Genomic DNA, 19,074 nt, shown 5'->3' with positions numbered 1-19,074 from the left:
AGTACACGTACCGGATGATGCCGTGCTGGATGTGGTGTTCCTGCACGGCCTGGACGGGCATCCGAAGAAGTCCTGGACCGCGGGCAAGAAGGACTTCTGGCCGAGGTGGCTGGCCGAGGACGTGAGCGGTGTCGCGGTCTGGTCGGTGGGGTACGACGCCTGGTCGAGCGGCTGGCGCGGTCATGCGATACCGATGGAGGACCGCATGATCAATGTGCTGGCCTCGTTGCAGCTCAAACGAGTCGGTGAGCGGCCGCTGGTGTTCGTCACGCACAGCATGGGCGGCCTGATCGTCAAAGAGGCGCTGCTCTATGCGGCGTACGGCGGAACCGAGTTCGCGTCGTTCGCGGAGATGACCAGGGCCGTCGTGTTCCTCGGGACGCCCCACAACGGCTCGGGCCTGACGAAGACGGTCGACGCACTGGGCAAGATCTACCGCGGCACGGACGCCGTGAAGGACCTGCGGAGCAATGGCGCGCATCTGCGGCAGCTGTCGACGCGCTATCAGAACTGGGTCCACGACTCGACCACCGGGATCCAGCATCTGGTGTTCTTCGAGACCAGGCCGACCAAAGGGTTTCAGGTCGTTGACGCCGCGTCGGCGGACCCCGCGCTGCCGAAGGTGCAGCCTGTCGGCGTCGACGCCGACCATGTCGCCATCTGCAAGCCTTCCAGCCGCGACGCTCTTGTCTACGGCCGGACTCGCAACCTGGTCGCTCTCGTCGCGGCTGCCGCGGCGACAGCCACCGGCGACACCGAGGAGATCCCGAGCACACCCAGGAACCTCGCGAAGCTTCGGGACCGTTGGGCGTACGGGTCCCGGGAGGGGGCGGGCGGCGATCGCCAGACCACCGGTGACTTAGATTTCCAGCTGCACTCGGCGCTCCGGGACTCGATCGCGGCGTGGCTTCGTCAGCCCGGAAGCCGTGCCCCTCTCGCCGAGGCGCTGTCCGGCTTCGCCGCCACCGGCGGGGTGGAGGAACCGATCACCGTTCAGGCGAAACTGGTGGGGCCGGGGGATCCGGTGCGGGCCGCGCTCGAGGACCTGTGGTCGGTGTCTCGGACCGCCGAGGAGGTACTGGCCGACGGCGCGGCGAATCTGCGGTTCGAGATTCGCTGTCGGAGGCGGGCCGCGTCCACCGTCCGTACGGTGGTGGACCGGTGGCGTCCGGCCCAGGGCGGCGACGACGATGCGGTTGCCGACTTCACGGCACGGCTGAGTCTGACCACCGACCCGTCGCCCCGGTCGGAGGCGATGGAAATGCTCACCTCCGGGGTGCTGCGGGTCAGCAATCCGCTGGGTTGGATCGACCGCTGGACCGAGCGCCTCGCCTCGGCGGTCTCCGAGGGGCGGCGTCCGGCCGACCTTGCCGACGAGCTCTTCTCGGACCTGACGACGCTGCGGTTGAGCCCGCCGAAGGACTGCCTCTCCCAGGGCATCGTCGTACTCACCGACACCTTTGCCCCGCCGGCCGAGGTCACACCGGGCGACTACCTCGCCGGCGCCCAGCCGAAGCCGTCGCACGTCGTGGACGGCTTCTTCGCGGACCGGGACTGGCAGGTCGGACCGGCGGCCGAACATCTCGAACTGTGGCTCGACAGCGTCGAGAGCGCGGAGGCGGACATCGGCCGCAGGCTGCCGGTGTACTGGTTCGAGGGCCGCTCAGGGTGCGGAAAGAGCGTCCTGATGCTGCAGACCCTGGCCAGGATCCGCCAGACGAACCGCGGCATGATGCTGTGGCTGGGGAACGATGTCGAGGAGCTCCCCGAAGCCGTCTCGTTCGCGCTGACCAACGCCGAGCCGGGCGATCAGACGATCATCGTGATCGATGACGGGTTCTCCCCGGCGGCCCAGGGCCGATCGGGGGAGCATTGGCGGGACGCCGTCCGTGCCTTGAGCACGGCACGCAACCAGGGCAGGCAACTTCCGGTCATCGTCACCTGCGGACCGAGCGAGCAGAGGAGCGCGTTCCGGTCGGCGTTCCTCGACGACGTCGAGGTCACTGCCAGGCGTGTGAACGAACAACTCGACACCGACCACGCCGCTGAGCTCGAACGATGGTTCACCGCCCGGACGAGCCAGACCCTGCCGGCGCATCTGGCCTCCTCGAACGTCCTGATGGTGCAGCGGTTCTTCCAGTACGGGACGGGTGCGTCGCTCGAGAGCTTCGCGCGGAGGTTCAAGGCCCGGCTCGAAGGGATGGAGAGGTCGTCGCGGGTCCCGGCGTTCATCGCGAAGCTGCTGGCAGTCAACCGCCTGTATGCGGGCCTGCCGGCCGCGTCGCTGCGCGCCCTGACCGACGCCGAACGCGACGCCCTCACGCAGCTGACCGAGGGCGACAAGCACATCGCTGTGTCTGCCGACTCCGGGCGCGGCGGCGTGTGGCTGGCTCACCCGCACCTGGCAGACGCACTCTTCCAGGGATGGTTCGGCGAGCGGGACGCCCACCAGTCGGCGGGAGTCCTCCGCGACGCGATCATCGAGTGCGGGCTTGTCGGCGAGAGCCCCGCCGAGCGGGCCGCGCCGCTGACAGCACTCAGGCTCGCCGTGGCGAGGTCGCACACAGCCGCGTTCCAGGGCAGGCTCGACCCGGCACTTCTGCCGGTCGCCCTCGCGGCGGCCTACGAGACGCTCGCCCGCTCGGCCGTGGGTATCGGCCTCGAAGACCTGCCGGCCTGGATCCGTCTGGAACAGGCGTTGCCGGGGGTCGTGCTGTCGCCGACACCAAGGGCGCTGGGGTCGGCCGCGATCGCGGATCCGGCGCTGACCACCGACGCATGGATACCCACCGCACACGCGCTCGTGGGCACCCTGCACCCCGGTGACCAAGGCGCCGAGGAACTCCTCGACGCTCTGCGCCGCCGGATCGGCGCGGGTGGCGAGTCCTCCTCAGGCGCCGGTGCCGTCGCGGCCCGAGTCGCCGCGCTCACCGGCAGCCCGCTGGACCTCGACGCGCTGACGCGCTGGCTGGGCGACCCGGGGCACTGGACCGACTCAGGGTGGCCGTTCGCCTACCAGGCGCTCGGTTCCCTGACCCAGAGCGACACCGTGGCCCGCATCGCGCTGGCCTGGCTGCAGTCCGAGTCGACCGTCGCCAACCCCGGCTGGGGATACGTCCTGGAGCGCAAGCTCTTCTGGGTCGGGGACCGTGCCCGCGACCGGGTACTGGAAACGGCGGCGGCGTGGCTCGTGCACCCGGACGCAGCGACCAACCCGGCGTGGTGCCATGTGGCGCTGACCTTGCTGCGGGAGACTCGCGGCGAGCTGCTGGCCGAGGTCGAAAGAGCCTCCGTGGGATGGCTGAGCGACGAACGTTCGCATCGCACGCTCACCTGGCACTACCTGTACCGGCGGATGCACAACGAGGTGGCGCCCTCCTCGCGGCGCGAGCGCGCGCAGTTGATCAGTCTGGGCAAGGAGTGGCTGCAGTCACCCAACTCGTTCTCCACGGGTTGGCCGATCGTCTTCGACGCGCTGTACAGCACCCTCGGCGCGGAGGAGCGCGACGAACTGCTCAGGGCGGTCACGGACTGGGTTCTCGACGAGACCCACTTCTCGGACAGCAACTGGATCAACGTCTGCACCGGTCTGATGCGGCATTTGGGACCCCGGGAGCACGCCCTGGTCGTCGCTCTGGCCACGACCTGGGTCCGGGAACCGATGCATCAGTTCCTCAGGCGCTGGGACAAGTCCCTGGAACGCCTCATCAGTGTGGTCGGGTCCACCGGACGCGACGACCTCGTCGGTATCGGGATGCAGTGGCTACGCGAGTGGATCGACCAGGACGATCCCCGGTGGGGGTCGGTGGCGCAGACCTTGATGCGGGCCACCGACGGTACCGACCAGACCGAGCTGCTCGGCCTGGTGCGGCGGTGGATCGACACCGCATCCGCGCAGGAGGATCCGCTGTGGCCGGTGGTCGTCACGCATTTCGTCGAACGGACCCCGGGCGCCCACCAGGCACCCGTCTTCGAGACGGCCGGCCGATGGCTGAAAGCCTCGGTCCACCGATCCGGCCAGGGGTGGACCCGGCTCCTGGAACTCCTGGTGGATGCCGACCACGACCGCGAGGCAGTCGGGGAGTCCGCGGCGGACAGGCTCGTCGGGCACAGACGGTTCCGTGACGTCGACGACTGGGGCAACGTGTACGCCCTGGTCCTCGGCTCCGACCTGGCGTTCGACCGCGGCGAGCTGGTCGAGGCAGGACTGGAGTTCCTGCGGACCAGGTCGCTCGACGACAGGGTCGACAGGTCACAGGTCGTCGGTGGGCTCCTGTCGGTCCTGGACGGGAGCGGACGGGCCGAGCTGGTCAGGCTCGAGTTCCTGTGGCTGTGGAACCGCCACAACTGGCGGTACCCCTCCTGGAATCGCGTCTTCCAGATCATGATGGACGCGGCACCCGACGAGCGGGGCGAGCTACGGCAGCTGGGCCTGCAGTGGCTCAAGAACATCTCCGGGAACGGCGGGTGGGGATGGGTCCTCGAACACGTGCACCCGCTCACCACCGGCCAGGAGAGAGAGCAGCTCGCAGCGTTCCTCTGGAACTGGTTCGCGGATCCGGTCAACCGCGACAGCCCTGCGTCCTCCAAGGCCATCGAGTGCGCCGTCGCCCTGTCGGACACCGCGGCACTCGACGCGGACGAGGTCTACGCGCTCGGGCTCGACTGGCTCACCCGGAGACAGAACTTCGCGGGCCGCCGCTGGAGCTTCGTCTTCAGGGCGCTCGGCGAACGCCACAGCGCGGAGCACTCCCCGGAGCTGGCCGACCTGGCGGTGGCCTGGTTGAGCGACTCCCGCTCCCGCGCGGACGTGGGCTGGCCGTTCGTGCTGAGTTCCGCAGCGGATCTGGCGGACGACAGGCACCTCGCCGAGCTGCACCGGCTTGCCGAGTCCTGGCTGGCCGACCCGGTGAACTGGGGCGACCAGAACTGGGGCCACACCACCGGCACGGTGAGCCGGATACTCACCGGACTGTCGGACCCGGATGTCGCCGCCGCCGGCCGGTGGCTCGCGCTCCCGCTGACCAGGAGGTCCAGGACCTGGCGGTACTGCTGGAGGCCGGTGGCACCGCGACTCGAACCGGAGGTCAGGGATGCGGCGATCTCCGGGTCCCTGGACGATCCGTGGACGAGGTCCTCGCGGCAGTGGGGCTTCCGCTACCTGGACGCGGCCGAGTACCTGGACCTGTCGGCGACGCCGGTCGGCGAGCAGGTCGTCGAGTGGTGCTCTCGAAGGCGCTGGTCGAAGGACCCCGTCTGGCCGCACGTCATCACGCTGGGCCTGAGGGTCGCGGACCCTTCGGCGCGCGCCGCCCTGACCCGGCTGGCAGAGGCGTGGCTGCTGGAACCGGACAACACCATCGGCCGTGGCACCGTCGAGGCCGCCCTGCTCGAACCGATCGAGTTCGGCGACCTCGCTCCGTCGCAGACCCGGACGGCGGTCGTGTCGAACATCGTCGACTACGGGGCGTTCGTCAACCTCGGCGGGCACAACGGACTGATCCACAAGTCCGAGATGGCGTATGGGCCGGCAGACCACCGTAAAGTCCTGCAGATCGGGCAGCACGTGACCGTCCGTGTCCTGCGGGTCGACAGCGACACCGGGAAGATCGCGTTGTCGCTCCGGCTCCAGTCCCCCGTCGATCCGCACCTCGACGCAGCACGCGCGTCGCTCCCGCCGCTGGACCTGGCCACCTGCTCCCCCGGCACTCAGCTCGACGGAGTCGTCACCGGAGTCGTCGAGTACGGCGTGTTCGTGGACGTCGGCCGCGTCACGGGGCTGGCCCACATATCCCGGATCCCGGGCTCGGCCGATCCGCGGACACGTTTCACGGTCGGGCAGCATGTGCGGTGTCTGATCGTGTCTTTCGACCCGGCCAAGGAACGGCTCTCGCTGTCCCTGAACGCGCACGCCCCCGCCGCACGCGACCGCGCGGCGCCCAAGGGGGCACGCCCTCGGATATCACTCGGCGACTGCAGCGAGGGCGACCTCATGGAAGGGGTCGTGACCCGCGTCATGCCCTACGGGGTGTTCCTGGACGTCGGCGGTGTCAGCGGGCTGCTGCACAACAGGGAGATGGAGAGCGGCGGGCCTCGCAGCCGGGCGCAGGTGGCGCGACCAGGGCATCGCCTGCGCGTCCGAGTACGCCGCATCGATCAGGAGAAGGGCCGGCTGGACTTCTCGCTGCGTGGTGTGGCCTGAGGGGCTGCACAGCCGTCGCCCGACCGCACCCGAGATCTCAGGTCGAGTTCGCCGAAACTCTCCACGGCCGAGGCCCTGCGCGCCGCGACCGTCCTGCCCGCACGCGGCTTCGGGCTCCCCGACCCGGGGCGCCGTCGTGCCGGGCGCCCGGGCGGACCTGCTGCTCCTGGACGGCGACCCGATCGCCGACATCCGGGCGACCCGCGCCACCCGCCGGCCTCGTACATCACCCGCGGTACGCGTCCGCGCGATGTGGAACCGGGTGGGCGCTTCTGGCGTTTTGTACTCACGGAGTGCTGTGCGTCCATACGCTGGGTCACCCGTAGGGGTGGAGTGACGTGTCGTCAGGGGACGTGCGTGAGCGCGGAGATCGTTCAGCTGGTGGAGCAGGCGGGGCCGTATCTGTCGGCGGCGGTGGGCGCGTATGGAGCGCAGGTGTTCGCGCGGGCCGAGGACGCGGCGGTGGGCGCCGCGACCGACGCGACGGCGGGCCTGGGCCGGCGGATTCTTCAGGCGGTGTGGCACCGCCAGGACGAGCAGGGCCGTGCAACTTTGGCGTCGGCGGTGGAGGACGCCGCCCAGGAGCCGGACGACGCGGACGCGGCCGGTGCCCTGCGGCAGCAGATCAAGCGGGCGTTGCGTGAGGACGAGGAGTTGCGGCACGAACTGGTCGAGCTGTTCGCGCAGTTGCCGCAGTCTTCGGTGGTGGCCTCGGGGGAGCGTTCGATTGCCTCGGGTTCGAACAGCGGGGTGCAGATCACCGGCGACGACGCGCACGTCACGCGGTGACCGGAGCGGGGGAGGCGGCGGCGTCGGGGGCGCGGTCCGTCGCGTCGGTCGTCAACAGCGGCGTGCAGATCACCGGTGACCACGCCCGGGTGGTGATGCTGCCGGCGGAGGCCGTGGAGTGGGCGCGGACCGTCGAGGCTCCGGCCGGGAAGACCGACCCCGTGTCAGGCGCGTCAGCGTCGAGGGTCAGCGAGCGGAAGCGTTCCGAGCCAGCGAGAGCGCTGGGCTCCAGGGGATCGGGGTGCGCCGTCCGCAGGGGCCGGCGGTGGGTCTCTCGCGCATCCATCGCGTTGTCCTCTGTCCGTCGGCGGCCGGGTGCGCCGCCGTGTGCAGCAAGTCAACGGCGACACGGGTCCGAACGGCAGCGTTCACAGCGGGGTCCGCGTGACCACGGGGGTTCACGCGTCGCGAGGGGGGTTCGTTCGTGAACCCCATTGCAGTCGCGCATATGCGTGACAGGATGGGCACTTGCCGTCATCGTCTCTGGTGGCAGGAGAGATCATGAGCAGGGAGCCGAATCACCCGTTAGCCGCGGTGATGGCCGAGGCCGGCGCGAGCAATAAGGGACTGGCCCGCCGGGTGAGAGACGTCGCGCTGCGCCACGGGGCGCACGTCGGCGCCACGCACGTGGCCGTGCAGCGTTGGCTTGACGGCAGCGGCATCCAGGCGGCGACCGCTGCGTATGTGGCTAGGTCCTGAGCGGCAAGCTAGGACGCAGCATCACCCCCGCCGATATCGGCTTTGCCGGTGTGAGCCATCCACGCCGAATGCCGCCGAGTCCAGGCTACGCAGCCACCCTTGACGAAGCACTGGCAACCCTTGACGGGCTCACCCAACTCCGACCAGGTGATGGGGGCATCGTCGGCACCACGCTGCTGGAGGACAGGCAGGTCGACTCGGCCGTGCTGTCCTGGATGGTGTCGCGGCCGGACGGAGTCGCTGAAGTCCAAGGCGCGTGCCGAGCCGGCATGCGGGACGTCATGGCCATACGCACCGCCACCGCGATGTTCACCGGGCTCGACTTCCTTTACGGAGGCGGCCATGGGCACACGACCCTGCGGCACTACTTCCGCCACGAGGTTCTGCCTCTGCTGCGAGCCAGCTACAGCGAGAAGGTGGGCACGGCGCTCTTCGCCGCGGCCGCCGAGATCGCCGCAGTTCTCGGCTGGACCGCGTACGACATCGGTGACCACGCCCTTGCCCATCGGTACTTCGTCTCCGGACTGCGGCTGACGCAGGTCATCGATGACCGCCTCATGGGCTCGACCATCCTCGCCACCATGAGCCACCAAGCCAACTACCTCGGACAGACCGCCCGTGCCGCCCAACTCGCTCGTGCTGCCCTTGAAGGTGGCCGAGGCCAAGCCACTCCACGTGCCAACGCCATCTTTACCGCCCACGAAGCGCGTGCACTGTCCAGCGCGCAGGACGTGGCCGGCGCATCTCGCGCGATGAACGAGGCCGAGCGGTTCTTCGAGAAGGCCGCCTCGGCTGAGGACCCGGATTACCTCGCCTACGTGGACGAGGCCGAGATCATCGGCGAGATCTCCCACTGCTTCCGTGACCTCAAACGGCCCATCGAATCCATGCGGTTCGCCGAGCAGGCTGGTGCCCAGACCGGCCCGCAGTACGCCCGCACGCTCGGGTTCTGCCGGATGGTCCTGGCACAGAGCCAGTTCCTCAACGGCGACCTTGAGAACGCCGTTGCCACGGCGACCCTTGCGGTGGATGAAGGTGAGTCGTTGCAGTCCGCGCGCTTCGTCCGCTATGTCGAGGACTTCCAGCGCGAGGTCAGCGATCACTCATCCGCCCCTGCGGTCAGAGCGCTCAACGACAGGGTGACTCTGGCCCGCGCCGAGCTTGAGGAGTAATCCGCGAAACGGAAGGCGTCAGTAGGGCTGCCAGTGCCGCTGTGCGTCCTCGTCCCGGAGCGATGCGAGCCGTGCTCGTACCTCCTCGGCCACGTGCGGTCCCTCTGCGATGTTCTGCATGAGCCAGGTGGTCATCTTGAACTCCTGGATAGCGGACAGAACGCCGAAGCCAGGCCAGTCGCGCAGGTCCCGGCCGTACCCGTCGACGAACGCGCCGTACTCGTCCCGGCTCACCCAGCCCAGCCGGTCGTGTTCGTGGGCGGACACGACGAGATCCCACTCGGGATGGTCCAGGCAGAAGTTCTCCAGGTCGATCAGGTGCAACCGGCCCTGCTGATCGACCATCAGGTTGTCCGTGTGTGCGTCCCCGTGCACGGGCCCCTTGCCGGAGTCGAAGTCGAGCCCAGCCAGTCGGTCTGCCAGCTCCAGACGGCGTTTACGCAGGAACCCCCGGTCATCCTCCGATATCCCCTCGGCCACCTCGATACGGCGGTCGGACCGCCCGAACGTATCGAAGGGCGGTAGGCCGAGGTGAGGGGGAGGTGTCAGGGAGTGCAGATCCCGCAGGACGGCGCCCAGTTCGCCGTATGGCGCCGGCTGCCCAGCGTCCTCGATCAAGCGCCAGAAGGTCACAGGGTGGCCTTCGATCGTCAACGGCTGCTCGATGTCGTCCATGGTTCGGACCGCGGGGAAGCCTTCACTTGCGAGCCAGCGGGACACGGCCACCTCACGCCGAGCGGAGGGCAGGTAAGCCGGCCCCCGAGCGACCCGGACCACGACAGGTGCCGTGGCGAGCCGGTACAGGGCGTTCTCCCCGAAGCGGAGTTGTTCCGCGCCCGCGTCGCCCAAGCCCACCATCTGGCAGGCGGAGGCCATCACCCGTGCCGCGGTTGCCGACGTGAATCCCGCGCCCGAACCGAGGTCAGAGTCAGACGCCATGGCTGTCCGCGTTCCCCAATCGTGCCGCCGCTACCGTCGCGCGAGCACGGCTCACGTGACGCGCGCCGGACATGACGATAGTCCGTCCGTGCGAGGGCCGACATTCGCCCGAGGCGAGGTGAGTCCCCACGCCGTGGTCGTCGGCCACTCGGCGCTGGTCACCGGCTACACCGCCGCCACCTTCGACCTGGCCGCCGCGCCCAGCCGCTGCTCACCCCGGTGCCGGACGGCAAGGGCACCCGGTGGCTGCTGATCACCTTCAACAACGTGCAGTACCCGGGCTGCGACGGGTCGATGGGCGGGTTCCGGGTCCAGAGCGCGGGCCGGACCCCTGGCCGGGAGTTCGGCTCAGGCGCGGGGAGCGGCACATGGCCTGCCGGCCCGGCGGAAGCCTCGCGGGTCGCGCCGGCGGGCGCCCGAAGGGCCGTGGCCTGCACCCCGGTACGTTGGAGCGGTATCCGCACCCAGGAGGCGAACCTCGTGACCGAACTGCTCGACGGCCGGCTCAGCCTGCATCCCGCGCCGGAGTCCTCCGAGCCCGCGCCGGTGGTGCTCGTGCTGCCCGGCGGCGGCTACTGCGGCCACGCGCCCCATGAGGCCGAGGTGGTGGCCGACTGGCTGGGCGGCCTGGGGCTGAACGCCGCCGTGCTGCGCTACCGGCTCCGGCCCCAGGGCGGCACCGGCCCGCTGGACGACGCGCGCGCCGCCATGCGGGCGCTGCGCGCCGGCGCCGCAGGACCCGGCGCCGACCCGAGGCGGGTGGGTGTGCTCGGCTTCTCCGCCGGGGGCCACCTGGCCGCCTGGCTGGCCGGCGGCCCGCATGCCCACGGCGGGGAGCGGCCGGACCTGGCGGTGCTCTGCTACCCGGTGGTCTCCTTCGCCCATCTGCCCCCTCCGGGTTCGCTCGACGCGCTGCTCGGCCCGGACCCGTCTCTGGCGGACCGGCGGGCGGTGTCCCTGGAGTACGCGGTGCACCCGGCGACGCCCCCGGTGTTCTGCTGGCACACCGCCGACGACGGGGCCGTGGACGTCGAGCACAGCCTGCGCTACGCCACCGCGCTGCGGCGCGCGGGCGTCCCTGTGGAGTTGCACGTGCTGCCGCACGGCGAGCACGGGCTCGGCCTCGCACCGCAGGACCCCTACGTGGGCCGGTGGGCACGGTGGTGCGCGGAGTGGTTCGCGGAACAGGGCTGGCGCTGACCAGTCTTGGTGCCCGGCGCCGGCTACCAGCGCCCCGTCGTCCCGGCGGCCGCCGGCCGGCGCCGGCCCGCCGGGTCGTGCGATGCCCCCAGCCGCTGGAAGGTCCCGCTCGGCCATCCACCGCTGCCTCGCCGGCAAGGACGGCGACGGGGCCGCGGCGGCGATGCGGGAGCACCTGAGCCGGTCGTACGACCGGCTGCTCGGCTCGTGGGAGTGCCCGCGGCACAGGGGTCGCCGGTCACCGGGGTGGGGCCGTGCTGTTGCGCACCACCAGGCTGGTGGACAGTTCGACGCGCTCGGCTCCGCCCAGCTCCCCGTTGCGCAACCGCAGCAGCAGGCGTACCGCCTCGGCTGCCATCTCCCGTACGGGCTGGTGGACGGTCGTCAGGTCCGGGGTCAGCCAGCGGGCCTCGGGCAGGTCGTCGAAGCCGACGACGCTCAGGTCGCCGGGGATGTCCAGGCCGAGGTCGGCTGCGACCCGGTAGACGGCGCGCGCCAGGTGGTCCGAGCAGGCGAAGACGGCGGTCGGCCGGTCGCGCTGCCTGAGCAGGGCGGTGGCCTGCCGGACGCCGCCTGCGTTGCTCCAGTCCGAATACCTGATCAGGGAGTTGCGCGCCCGGATGTTCGCCGCGGCCAGCGCGGACCGGTAACCGTCGAGCCGCGCACGGCTGTTGATCTGGTCCTCACGGCCGCCGAGCGCCGCGATCCTGGTGTGGCCGAGCCGGGTCAGGTGGTGCACGGCCGCGTATCCGCCGGCCCAGTTGGTGGCCCCCACGCTGGGCAGCCCGGACGACGGCTCCACACCGGGGTCGAGCGCGACCAGGGCCACGCCCGCCGCCGCGAGCCGTTCCCGCTCGGCGGGCGCCGGGTCGACCAGCGCCAGGACCGCACCGGCCGACCCGCGGGAGACCAGCCGGTCCACCCAGTCCCGGCCGGCCCGCGCCTCGCGGGCCGAGAGCACCACGACGTCGCAGCCGGCCTCGGCGGCCGCCTGCTCGGCGCCGCCGAGCACCCGGGTCGCCCACGATCCCTCGACGCCGTCCATGACGAGGTCGACCAGCCCCACCGCCCCTGCGGGCACCGCCGGGCCGCGGCGCTCGTATCCGGCCGCGGCCAGCATCTCCCACACCCGGGCACGGGTCTGCTCCGAGACGTCGCTGCGCCCGTTCAGGACCTTGGAGACGGTGGGCACGGTGACCTCGGCAGCGGCCGCGATATCGGCCAGCTTCGCTCGCTTCACCTCTTTACCATGCACCGGCCCAGATAATTGCGCAACTTTCGGAGTCCGATAGTCTTCCCCGTGGAGCTCTGCAGAGTCGGTTCGGCACGGCATCCCGCACGTCGCCTCGCCATTCGGCGCTCCTTGAAGTTGCGCAACTCTTTCGAGCCCCCGACACCCCTGAACGCGATCTCCCGGAGGATCTCTTCGTGACATCACGCAACGCATTGGTCGTCCGTGGCGGTTGGCCGGGACATTCCCCTGTCGAAGCCACCGACCGCTTCCTGCCCTTCCTGGAGGAGTCCGGTTTCCGCGTGACGGTCTCCGACTCGCTGGACGTCTACACCGACGCCGATCTGATGGCCGGCACCGACCTCATAGTCCAGTGCTGGACGATGGGCACCATCACCGCGGAACAGGTCGCGGGGCTGCGCGGTGCCGTGCAGGCCGGCGGGACTGGCCGGCTGGCACGGCGGCATCGCCGACTCCTTCCGCGACAACAGCGACTACCTGCACCTGGTGGGGGGCCAGTTCGCCTGCCACCCGGGCGGCTTCGTCGACCACACCGTCGAGGTCGTCCCCGAGCGCGCGGCTCACCCGATCGTGGCGGGGCTGACCTCCGTCGCCCTGCACACCGAGCAGTACTGGGTGCTCGCCGACGGCCACAACCAGGTGCTGGCGACCACCACCCTGCCCTCGCGGCAGGGCGACCCGTGGGCCGAGCCGGTGATGTCCCCCGCGGTGTGGACCAGGCAGTGGGGCGAGGGCAGGATCTTCGTGTGCACGGTCGGCCACCAGCCGCAGGACCTGGACGTACCCGCTGTCCGCAGCGTCGTGGAGCGGGGGCTGACATGGGCGAGCCGCTGAAGGTCGGGGTCGTCGGGCTCGGGGCGATCAGCCGGGCCTACCTGTCGACCTTCGCCTCCATACCGCACGTCGAGGTGACGGCGCTGGCGGACCTGGACCACGCACGGGCCGCGGCCGCCGCGGCCGAGGTGCCCGGCGCCCGGGCCGTCCCGGTCGCCGAGCTCATGGCGGCGCCGGACGTCGACCTCGTCCTCAACCTCACCATTCCGGCCGCCCATGCCGAAGTCGCCGCCGCGGCACTGGCGGCGGGCAAGCACGTGTACGGCGAGAAGCCGCTGGCGCTGGACGTCGCCCAGGCGGACAAGGTGCTGGCGGACGCGGGCGGCCTGCGGATCGGCTGCGCCCCTGACACGGTGCTCGGCACCGGCACGCAGACCGCCCGGCAGGCGATCGCCGGCGGGCTGATCGGCACGCCCGTCGCGGCGAACGCGGCCTTCGTCTCGCCCGGCCACGAGTCCTGGCACCCCGACCCGGAGTTCTACTACCGGCCGGGCGGCGGCCCGCTGCTCGACATGGGGCCCTACTACCTGTCCGCGCTGGTGCACCTCCTCGGCCCGGTGAGACGGGTGGTCGGTGCCGCGAGCCGCTCCCGTACGACCCGCACGATCGGCTCGGGGCCGCGGGCGGGAACGGTCTTCGACGTGGAGGTCGACACCCATGTGGCAGGCATCCTGGTGCATGCCTCCGGTGCGCTGACCACGCTGGTCACCAGCTTCGACGTGGTGGCCTCGGCCCAGCCGCGCATCGAGGTGCACGGCAGCGAGGGGTCGCTGTCGGTCCCCGACCCCAACAGCTTCGACGGCGACGTGCGGGTGCGGCGGTTCGGCGGCGACGACTGGACGACGCTGCCGCCGTCGGCCGGTTACGCCGGTGCCGCGCGCGGCGCGGGCGTGGCGGACCTCGCGGTGAACCTCGCCGCCGGCCGGCCGCACCGGGCGTCGGCGGATCTCGCGCTGCACGTACTCGACGTCATGCAGACGGTTCTGGCGGCCGGCCGCAGCCGCACCGGCCGGGACGTCGCCACGACCTGCGAGGTGCCCGAGCCGGTGCCCCTGAGCCGGCTGCAGCAGTAGCGGCCGGCCTGTCCTCGCGCGGACAGCGGAAAGGCCCGGCGGAATCCCCGCCGGGCACACCCCGCGGCAACGTCAGGGCGCGACGTCGGCGCCCCGGCCGCCGGACAGCGACCGCACCACGCCGACGGCCACGGTCACGGTCACCTGCCGACGACGCCGGACCCCGGACCCCGCCCCTTCCTCCACGGAGATCCGCGAGACAGCGCCCGGCTAGAGGGATATGAAGTAGATCATGCGCCGGTTCTTCCACTCGGTGACCGTGAAGAGCAGGGTCTGGTTCGTCTGCTGCCAGACCGAGAGGTCCTCGATACCGATGGCCTGCTTGAGGCTGGTCGAGTAGGCCAGCGTCCCGGTACTGCCGCTGGGCTGGGTGGCGACCAGGTAATGGCCCAGGTCGGCGGTCCCGCCTGATCCGTCGCCGTTGCTCTGGCTCAGGTACCACTTGCCGTTGACCACGGCCGCGCCCTGGATGTTCCCGCTGACTTGGCCGCTGCCCAGGTACGGGATGCGGTAGGCCGCGTCGGCCCGCCAGTACCCGTTCGCGTCGGTCTGCGGCACACCGCCGTCGGTCTCCATCGGCCAGCGGACGACCCGCCCGGTCGTGAAGGCGTCGTCGGCGTCCGCCTTCGCGCAGAACTCACCGGAGATGATGTGCCGCACGGATCCGGTGCGGTCCAGGCTGGCGAAGCTGGTCGTCGGCGTGATGTCCTGCGCCGTGCACTTCTTGGCGCCGTCCTGCATGTCGCACTCGGGCTTCCCGGCCGCGTTGGTCAGGTCGTCGCAGGCGGTGTTGGTCCAGCCGCCGCTCTCGGGGAGGATGTACTGGTAACCGTGGGCGTAGAAAGTGCCGCTCTGGCGGCCGATCGCGCTCTTGTCCGTCAGGTCGGCGTCGGCACCGGCAGCTTTCAGGTCCATGATGTCGTGCAGGTCGAACACCCGGAAGCCGCGGTCCGTGTCGGCCACGTACAGCTTGTAGCCGTACCAGACGATGCCGCCGGCGTGCAGTGAGGCCGCGCCGAGGTGCTCGGAGGTCCGCAGGCTCATGTAGCTTGCGTTGCCCGAGGCGTTGACGAACGGGTAGACCAGCAGGACATGCGCGTACTTGCCGGTGGCCGTGTCCAGGATGCTGATCCGGGCGCCCTTGATCTCGGTGTACGCGCCGCTGCCGTCCGGGGCGTCGTCTGCGTCCATGTGGTACCAGGAGACCATGACCGGCCTGTGCTGCGCCGGGTCCCAACTGCCGCTGGGGTCACCCCATGTCTGGTCCTGGTCCGCGTCGGCGACGCCCGTGACGCCCTGGGGCTCCCACTCCGGGGTCCCGTTCTTGCCGGCGTCGTCGTCGTCGAAGCAGATGCTGCTGTTGAAGTGGTCGGGAGTGGTGCCCGCGGTGGCGTTCTCGTTGCACACCAGGGGTGTGAACTGGCCTGTCCTGGGGGCGTTCTGCAGGATCTCGTTGACTCCGGCGGACGGCAGCTCCTGCTTGAGTGCGGCGATCGTCGACTGGAGCGACGAGGCGTTGCTCACCGGCCGCAGCACGAAGTCGTTCAGGTCGAGACCGGGGTCACCCGCCGCCTGCGCCGCCCCTCCGTTCGCACCGAGCAGCGCCAGCATGGCGACAGCGATGCCCGCGGACAGCGCCCTCCACGTTTCTTCACTCGTTCCCCATCCGCCGCGGCAGCCCGGGATGCCGGATGCCGGATGCCGGTGATCTCAACACAGCGGCGTTCGCCGCCCGTTGCCGCGGGGACCTTACAAGGGCGAAGTCGGTGTTGCGAACAGCCATTTCGCCGGGAGAGACCTTCGCACCAGCCGGAATACGCGCTCGCGGTCGCCGGTTGCAGCGGAAATGCATCACCCCCAGGAGCCGCCCAGCGGCATACACCCGCTGCTGGCCGGGCGCTTCAGCCCCTACCGGTTCGATCCGTCGGCGGTCGTCGGCGACCACGCCCTCGGGCTGCTGCTGGAAGCCGCGCGGTGGGCACCGTCGGCGGGGAACTCCCAGCCGTGGGGCTTCTTCGTCGGTAGGCCCGGTGAGCCGGAGCACGACCGCGTGCTCCCCCACCTCGCGCCGAGCTCGGCCCGCTGGGCCGAGGACGCGGGTCTGCTCGTCGTCACGCTGGCGCGCCGGCACGTCGATGACACCCCGCTGCTCTACTCCGAGTTCGCCGACTACGACCTGGGACAGGCCGTCGCCCACATGACCCTTCAGGCCCAGGCCATGGGACTGGCCGCGCACCAGTTCCGGGCCTTCGACCACGAAGGGCTCACCAAGGAGCTGGACCCGGACCCGGGCTGGGCGATCGTCACCATGGTCGCGGTGGGCAAGGCGGCCGGCGGGCCCCGCGAGGGCCGCGACCGGCGCAGCGTCGCGGACCTGCGCTCCGCTCCCTGGTCACCGGCGGAGTAGCAGCCGGGTCCTGGTCATCGAGCGCGAGCGTGAGCAAGGTGTGAGGGCCGTCGGCTTCATGCGTCCCGGTCGTCCGGGCCGGGGGCCGGTGCGGGGCGCGGGAGCAGGCCGGCGCGGACGGCGTTGGCGACCATGCGGGCGGCGCGCAGGGGCAGGGTCTCGTCGAGGGGGTCGCCGCTGATGTACATCCGGTAGTAGAAGGGCGCCGCGACCATGCGGATGGCCTCGTGGGCGTCGGTGTCCGCAGGGGCCTCGCCGCGATCGACGGCCGCTGTCACCGCCGCGGCGGCCCGCTCGATGCGGGAGCCGATGACGGTGGCGAGCATGGCCCGGGTTTCCGGGTCGTGCACGGCGGCGGCCACCATGGCGTCCATCCACGAGCGGTGCACGGGGTCGCGCTGCAGGTGCAGGATGGCCTCGCCGACGACGGCCAGGTCGCCTTCCAGGGTGCCGGTGGCCGGTTCCCGCAGCTCGACGGTCAGTTCCTGCACCAGGTCATGGACCAGCCGCTGGAGGGTGCCCCAGCGGCGGTAGACCGTGGACGCCGACACCCCGGCCCGGGCCGCGACCTTCTCGATGCCGGTACCGGCGAAGCCGTGGTCGGCCAGTTCCGCGGTGGCCGCGTCGAAGACCGCCGCCCGGGTCCTGGCGGTGCGGCCGCCGGGGCGCTGCGTACCGGGCCGGGGCGCCCCGGACGTCGGGGCGCCGGCGCCCGTCGGTGCGGTCTGCGCGCGGTCCGGTCGCGGGCTCGCCTCGTCCATCAAATGAGAATCCCCTTGCATTAACGACGGATCGACTGTCATGCTCCACGTTAACGCAAGGCTCCTCCGATTAGTGCGCGTATCGAGCGCGCCGGGGGCCTTCACGCAGTGATTCCACGGGGGGTGGCTCCTTGAGCCGGCACGACCAGCACGCCCAGCACGATGACCACGGCCGGCACGACCATGGCCGGCACGACCACGGCCTGCCCGCCGTCGCCCGCATCACCCACCGCTTCGCCCAGGTCGGCGACGTCCGGGTGTTCTACCGGGAAGCCGGTCCCCGCGACCGGCCCACCCTGCTGCTGCTGCACGGCTTCCCCTCGGGGTCGCACCAGTTCCGCCGCCTGTTCGACGTCCTGGGCACGCGCTTCCACCTCATCGCCCCCGACTACCCCGGATTCGGCCACACCGAGGTGCCGGACGGCTTCCCGTACTCCTTCGACGCACTGGCCGACACCGTCGAGGGCTTCGTCGACGCCGTCGGCCTGACCCGGTTCGTGCTGTACGCCTTCGACTTCGGCGGACCGGTCGGCTTCCGGCTGGCCGCCCGCCGCCCGGAAGCGGTGGCCGGCCTGGTCGTCCAGAACGCCAACGCATACGACGAGGGCCTCTCCGAGATGGCCCGCGGCATGGTCGCCGCCCGGCCCGGCGTGCCCGGTGCGAGGGAGCAAGTGCAGAGGATCCTGACCCTGGCCGCGACCCGCGGCCAGTACGAGGGCGGGACCGCGGACCCGGCGTCCGTCGCCCCGGACGGCTGGACTCTGGACCAGCACTTCCTCGACCTGCCCGGCCGCAAGGAAGCCCAGATCGACCTGGCGCTGGACTACCACACCAACGTCGAGCAGTACCCGCGGTGGCAGGAGTGGATGCGTACCCACCGGCCGCCCGCGCTCGTCCTGTGGGGCCGCAACGACGCCTTCTTCCCGCCGGCCGGCGCCGAGGCGTACCTGCGCGACCTGCCCGACGCCGAACTGCACCTGCTCGACACCGGCCACTTCGCGCTGGAGGAACGGCTGCCGGAGATCGCACCCCTGCTGGACCGCTTCCTGGACCGGATCGGCCGGAACCCCGCACCGCAGCCGGCCGGCGCCGCCGTCGCGCCCTTGCGGATCGCGGTCATCGGGGCCTCCGGCGATCTCGGCGGCGCCGCCGCCCGCGAGGCCGCCGACCGCGGCCACCATGTCACCGCGCTGACCTCGAAGGACCTCGACGCCGCCGACCCCGCCATGGTCGAACAGGCGGTCGCCGGGCACGACGCCGTCGTCGTGGCCGTCAAGGGACCGGACGGCCTGGTGCCCCGCACCGCGCAGGCCCTGCTCACGGCGCTGCCTCGGGCCGGAGTCGACCGGCTCGTCTTCCTCGGCGGCGGAGGCACCCTGGAGTACGAGCCGGGGCGGCGCTTCGTGGACGCCCCCGACTTCCCTGCCGCGTACCTCGAGACCGCCCGCGACCAGGCGGCGGCGCTGGACATCCTGCGCGGCTCGGACAGCCCGCTCAAGTGGACCTACGTCAGTCCGCCCCCGGTCCACCTGGAGCCGGGACCGAAGACCGGCCGCTACCGGACCGAGGCCCGCGACACACCGCTCACCGACTCCGAGGGCCGGAGCCGGATCAGCACCGGCGACTACGCCGCCGCCGTCCTCGACGCGGTGGAGCAGCCGGTGTTCGTCCACCAGCGGTTCACCGCGGCGTACTGACCCGGCGCTCCCCTTCCCCGGCCCCCGTGACACCCACGTACACAAGGAG

At 71.3% G+C, this 19,074-nt stretch carries 14 protein-coding genes and 1 pseudogene; 10 read left to right on the top strand and 5 right to left on the bottom strand.

Annotated features, from left to right (window positions below):
* Window positions 1–22: 22 nt before the first annotated feature.
* Both NFU81_RS01045 and NFU81_RS01035 read left to right on the top strand, forming a co-directional pair.
* Entirely contained in the window at window positions 23–6,202 is a 6,180-nt protein-coding gene (locus NFU81_RS01045) for a S1 RNA-binding domain-containing protein (RefSeq protein WP_251483783.1), read from the top strand.
* A 357-nt stretch (window positions 6,203–6,559) separates the two neighbouring features.
* Entirely contained in the window at window positions 6,560–6,991 is a 432-nt protein-coding gene (locus NFU81_RS01035; RefSeq protein WP_251483781.1) for a hypothetical protein, read from the top strand.
* Here the strand turns inward: NFU81_RS01035 and NFU81_RS01030 are convergent.
* Window positions 6,981–7,277, bottom strand: coding sequence for a hypothetical protein (locus tag NFU81_RS01030; protein WP_251483780.1), 297 nt, complete (start codon window positions 7,275–7,277; stop codon window positions 6,981–6,983). The genes NFU81_RS01035 and NFU81_RS01030 overlap by 11 nt on opposite strands.
* A 215-nt stretch (window positions 7,278–7,492) precedes the next feature.
* Between NFU81_RS01030 and NFU81_RS40970 the strand changes: the two genes are divergently transcribed.
* Together NFU81_RS40970 and NFU81_RS01025 are read left to right on the top strand one after the other, a co-directional pair.
* A complete protein-coding gene (locus tag NFU81_RS40970; RefSeq protein ID WP_308208249.1) occupies window positions 7,493–7,690 on the top strand; it encodes a hypothetical protein in 198 nt (65 codons plus the stop codon).
* A gap of 281 nt (window positions 7,691–7,971) precedes the next feature.
* Complete coding sequence (locus NFU81_RS01025) at window positions 7,972–8,862, top strand: NsdA family TPR-like regulatory protein (RefSeq protein WP_308208248.1); 891 nt, start codon at window positions 7,972–7,974, stop codon at window positions 8,860–8,862.
* Between the two features lie 18 nt (window positions 8,863–8,880).
* On the opposite strand, the gene NFU81_RS01020 is transcribed toward NFU81_RS01025, so the two are convergent.
* A complete protein-coding gene (locus tag NFU81_RS01020) occupies window positions 8,881–9,720 on the bottom strand; it encodes an aminoglycoside phosphotransferase family protein (protein ID WP_308208256.1) in 840 nt (279 codons plus the stop codon).
* Window positions 9,721–9,919: 199 nt separating this feature from the next.
* On the opposite strand from NFU81_RS01020, the gene NFU81_RS40715 reads away from it, so the two are divergent.
* Window positions 9,920–10,054, top strand: a complete 135-nt coding sequence (locus NFU81_RS40715) for a hypothetical protein (RefSeq protein ID WP_274037418.1) — start codon at window positions 9,920–9,922, stop codon at window positions 10,052–10,054.
* The gene (locus NFU81_RS01015; RefSeq protein WP_251483778.1) at window positions 10,021–11,001 is read left to right on the top strand and encodes an alpha/beta hydrolase; all 981 of its coding nucleotides are present in this window, start codon (window positions 10,021–10,023) and stop codon (window positions 10,999–11,001) included. The genes NFU81_RS40715 and NFU81_RS01015 overlap by 34 nt, the downstream gene beginning before the upstream one ends.
* Window positions 11,002–11,239: 238 nt before the next feature.
* On the opposite strand, the gene NFU81_RS01010 is transcribed toward NFU81_RS01015, so the two are convergent.
* Window positions 11,240–12,241, bottom strand: a complete 1,002-nt coding sequence (locus tag NFU81_RS01010) for a LacI family DNA-binding transcriptional regulator (RefSeq protein ID WP_251483777.1) — start codon at window positions 12,239–12,241, stop codon at window positions 11,240–11,242.
* 188 nt (window positions 12,242–12,429) lie between these two features.
* Between NFU81_RS01010 and NFU81_RS01005 the strand changes: the two are divergent.
* Window positions 12,430–13,087: pseudogene (locus NFU81_RS01005) on the top strand (ThuA domain-containing protein).
* Window positions 13,072–14,160 (top strand): Gfo/Idh/MocA family protein, encoded by a 1,089-nt coding sequence (locus NFU81_RS01000; RefSeq protein ID WP_251483776.1) that lies wholly within the window; start codon window positions 13,072–13,074, stop codon window positions 14,158–14,160. The pseudogene NFU81_RS01005 and the gene NFU81_RS01000 overlap by 16 nt, the downstream one beginning before the upstream one ends.
* A gap of 210 nt (window positions 14,161–14,370) precedes the next feature.
* On the opposite strand, the gene NFU81_RS00995 is transcribed toward NFU81_RS01000, so the two are convergent.
* Window positions 14,371–15,771 carry a hypothetical protein gene (locus tag NFU81_RS00995; RefSeq protein ID WP_251483775.1) on the bottom strand — a complete coding sequence of 467 codons (1,401 nt, stop codon included), beginning with the start codon at window positions 15,769–15,771 and terminating at the stop codon, window positions 14,371–14,373.
* A 235-nt stretch (window positions 15,772–16,006) separates the two neighbouring features.
* On the opposite strand from NFU81_RS00995, the gene NFU81_RS00990 reads away from it, so the two are divergent.
* Entirely contained in the window at window positions 16,007–16,567 is a 561-nt protein-coding gene (locus NFU81_RS00990; RefSeq protein WP_251483774.1) for a nitroreductase family protein, read from the top strand.
* 56 nt (window positions 16,568–16,623) lie between these two features.
* Here the strand turns inward: NFU81_RS00990 and NFU81_RS00985 are convergent, their stop codons facing one another.
* Window positions 16,624–17,328, bottom strand: a complete 705-nt coding sequence (locus NFU81_RS00985) for a TetR/AcrR family transcriptional regulator (RefSeq protein WP_251483773.1) — start codon at window positions 17,326–17,328, stop codon at window positions 16,624–16,626.
* Window positions 17,329–17,459: 131 nt separating this feature from the next.
* On the opposite strand from NFU81_RS00985, the gene NFU81_RS00980 reads away from it, so the two are divergent.
* Window positions 17,460–19,025 (top strand): alpha/beta fold hydrolase, encoded by a 1,566-nt coding sequence (locus NFU81_RS00980; RefSeq protein WP_251483772.1) that lies wholly within the window; start codon window positions 17,460–17,462, stop codon window positions 19,023–19,025.
* Window positions 19,026–19,074: the final 49 nt, after the last annotated feature.

It is taken from the genome of Actinacidiphila cocklensis (genome assembly GCF_907177275.1).
GTDB classification, from domain to species: Bacteria; Actinomycetota; Actinomycetes; order Streptomycetales; family Streptomycetaceae; genus Actinacidiphila; species Actinacidiphila cocklensis.
Note: the sequence above shows the minus strand (reverse complement) of the source record. Positions and strands in the feature narration are given on the sequence as shown.

Coding starts and splice junctions, on each gene's coding strand:
- NFU81_RS01030 (WP_251483780.1), bottom strand. CDS start 7,277: ATGGATGCGCGAGAGACCCACCGCCGGCCCCTGCGGACGGCGCACCCC.
- NFU81_RS40970 (WP_308208249.1), top strand. CDS start 7,493: ATGAGCAGGGAGCCGAATCACCCGTTAGCCGCGGTGATGGCCGAGGCC.
- NFU81_RS01025 (WP_308208248.1), top strand. CDS start 7,972: ATGGCCATACGCACCGCCACCGCGATGTTCACCGGGCTCGACTTCCTT.
- NFU81_RS01020 (WP_308208256.1), bottom strand. CDS start 9,720: ATGGTGGGCTTGGGCGACGCGGGCGCGGAACAACTCCGCTTCGGGGAG.
- NFU81_RS01000 (WP_251483776.1), top strand. CDS start 13,072: ATGGGCGAGCCGCTGAAGGTCGGGGTCGTCGGGCTCGGGGCGATCAGC.
- NFU81_RS00995 (WP_251483775.1), bottom strand. CDS start 15,771: ATGCTGGCGCTGCTCGGTGCGAACGGAGGGGCGGCGCAGGCGGCGGGT.
- NFU81_RS00990 (WP_251483774.1), top strand. CDS start 16,007: ATGCATCACCCCCAGGAGCCGCCCAGCGGCATACACCCGCTGCTGGCC.
- NFU81_RS00985 (WP_251483773.1), bottom strand. CDS start 17,328: ATGGACGAGGCGAGCCCGCGACCGGACCGCGCGCAGACCGCACCGACG.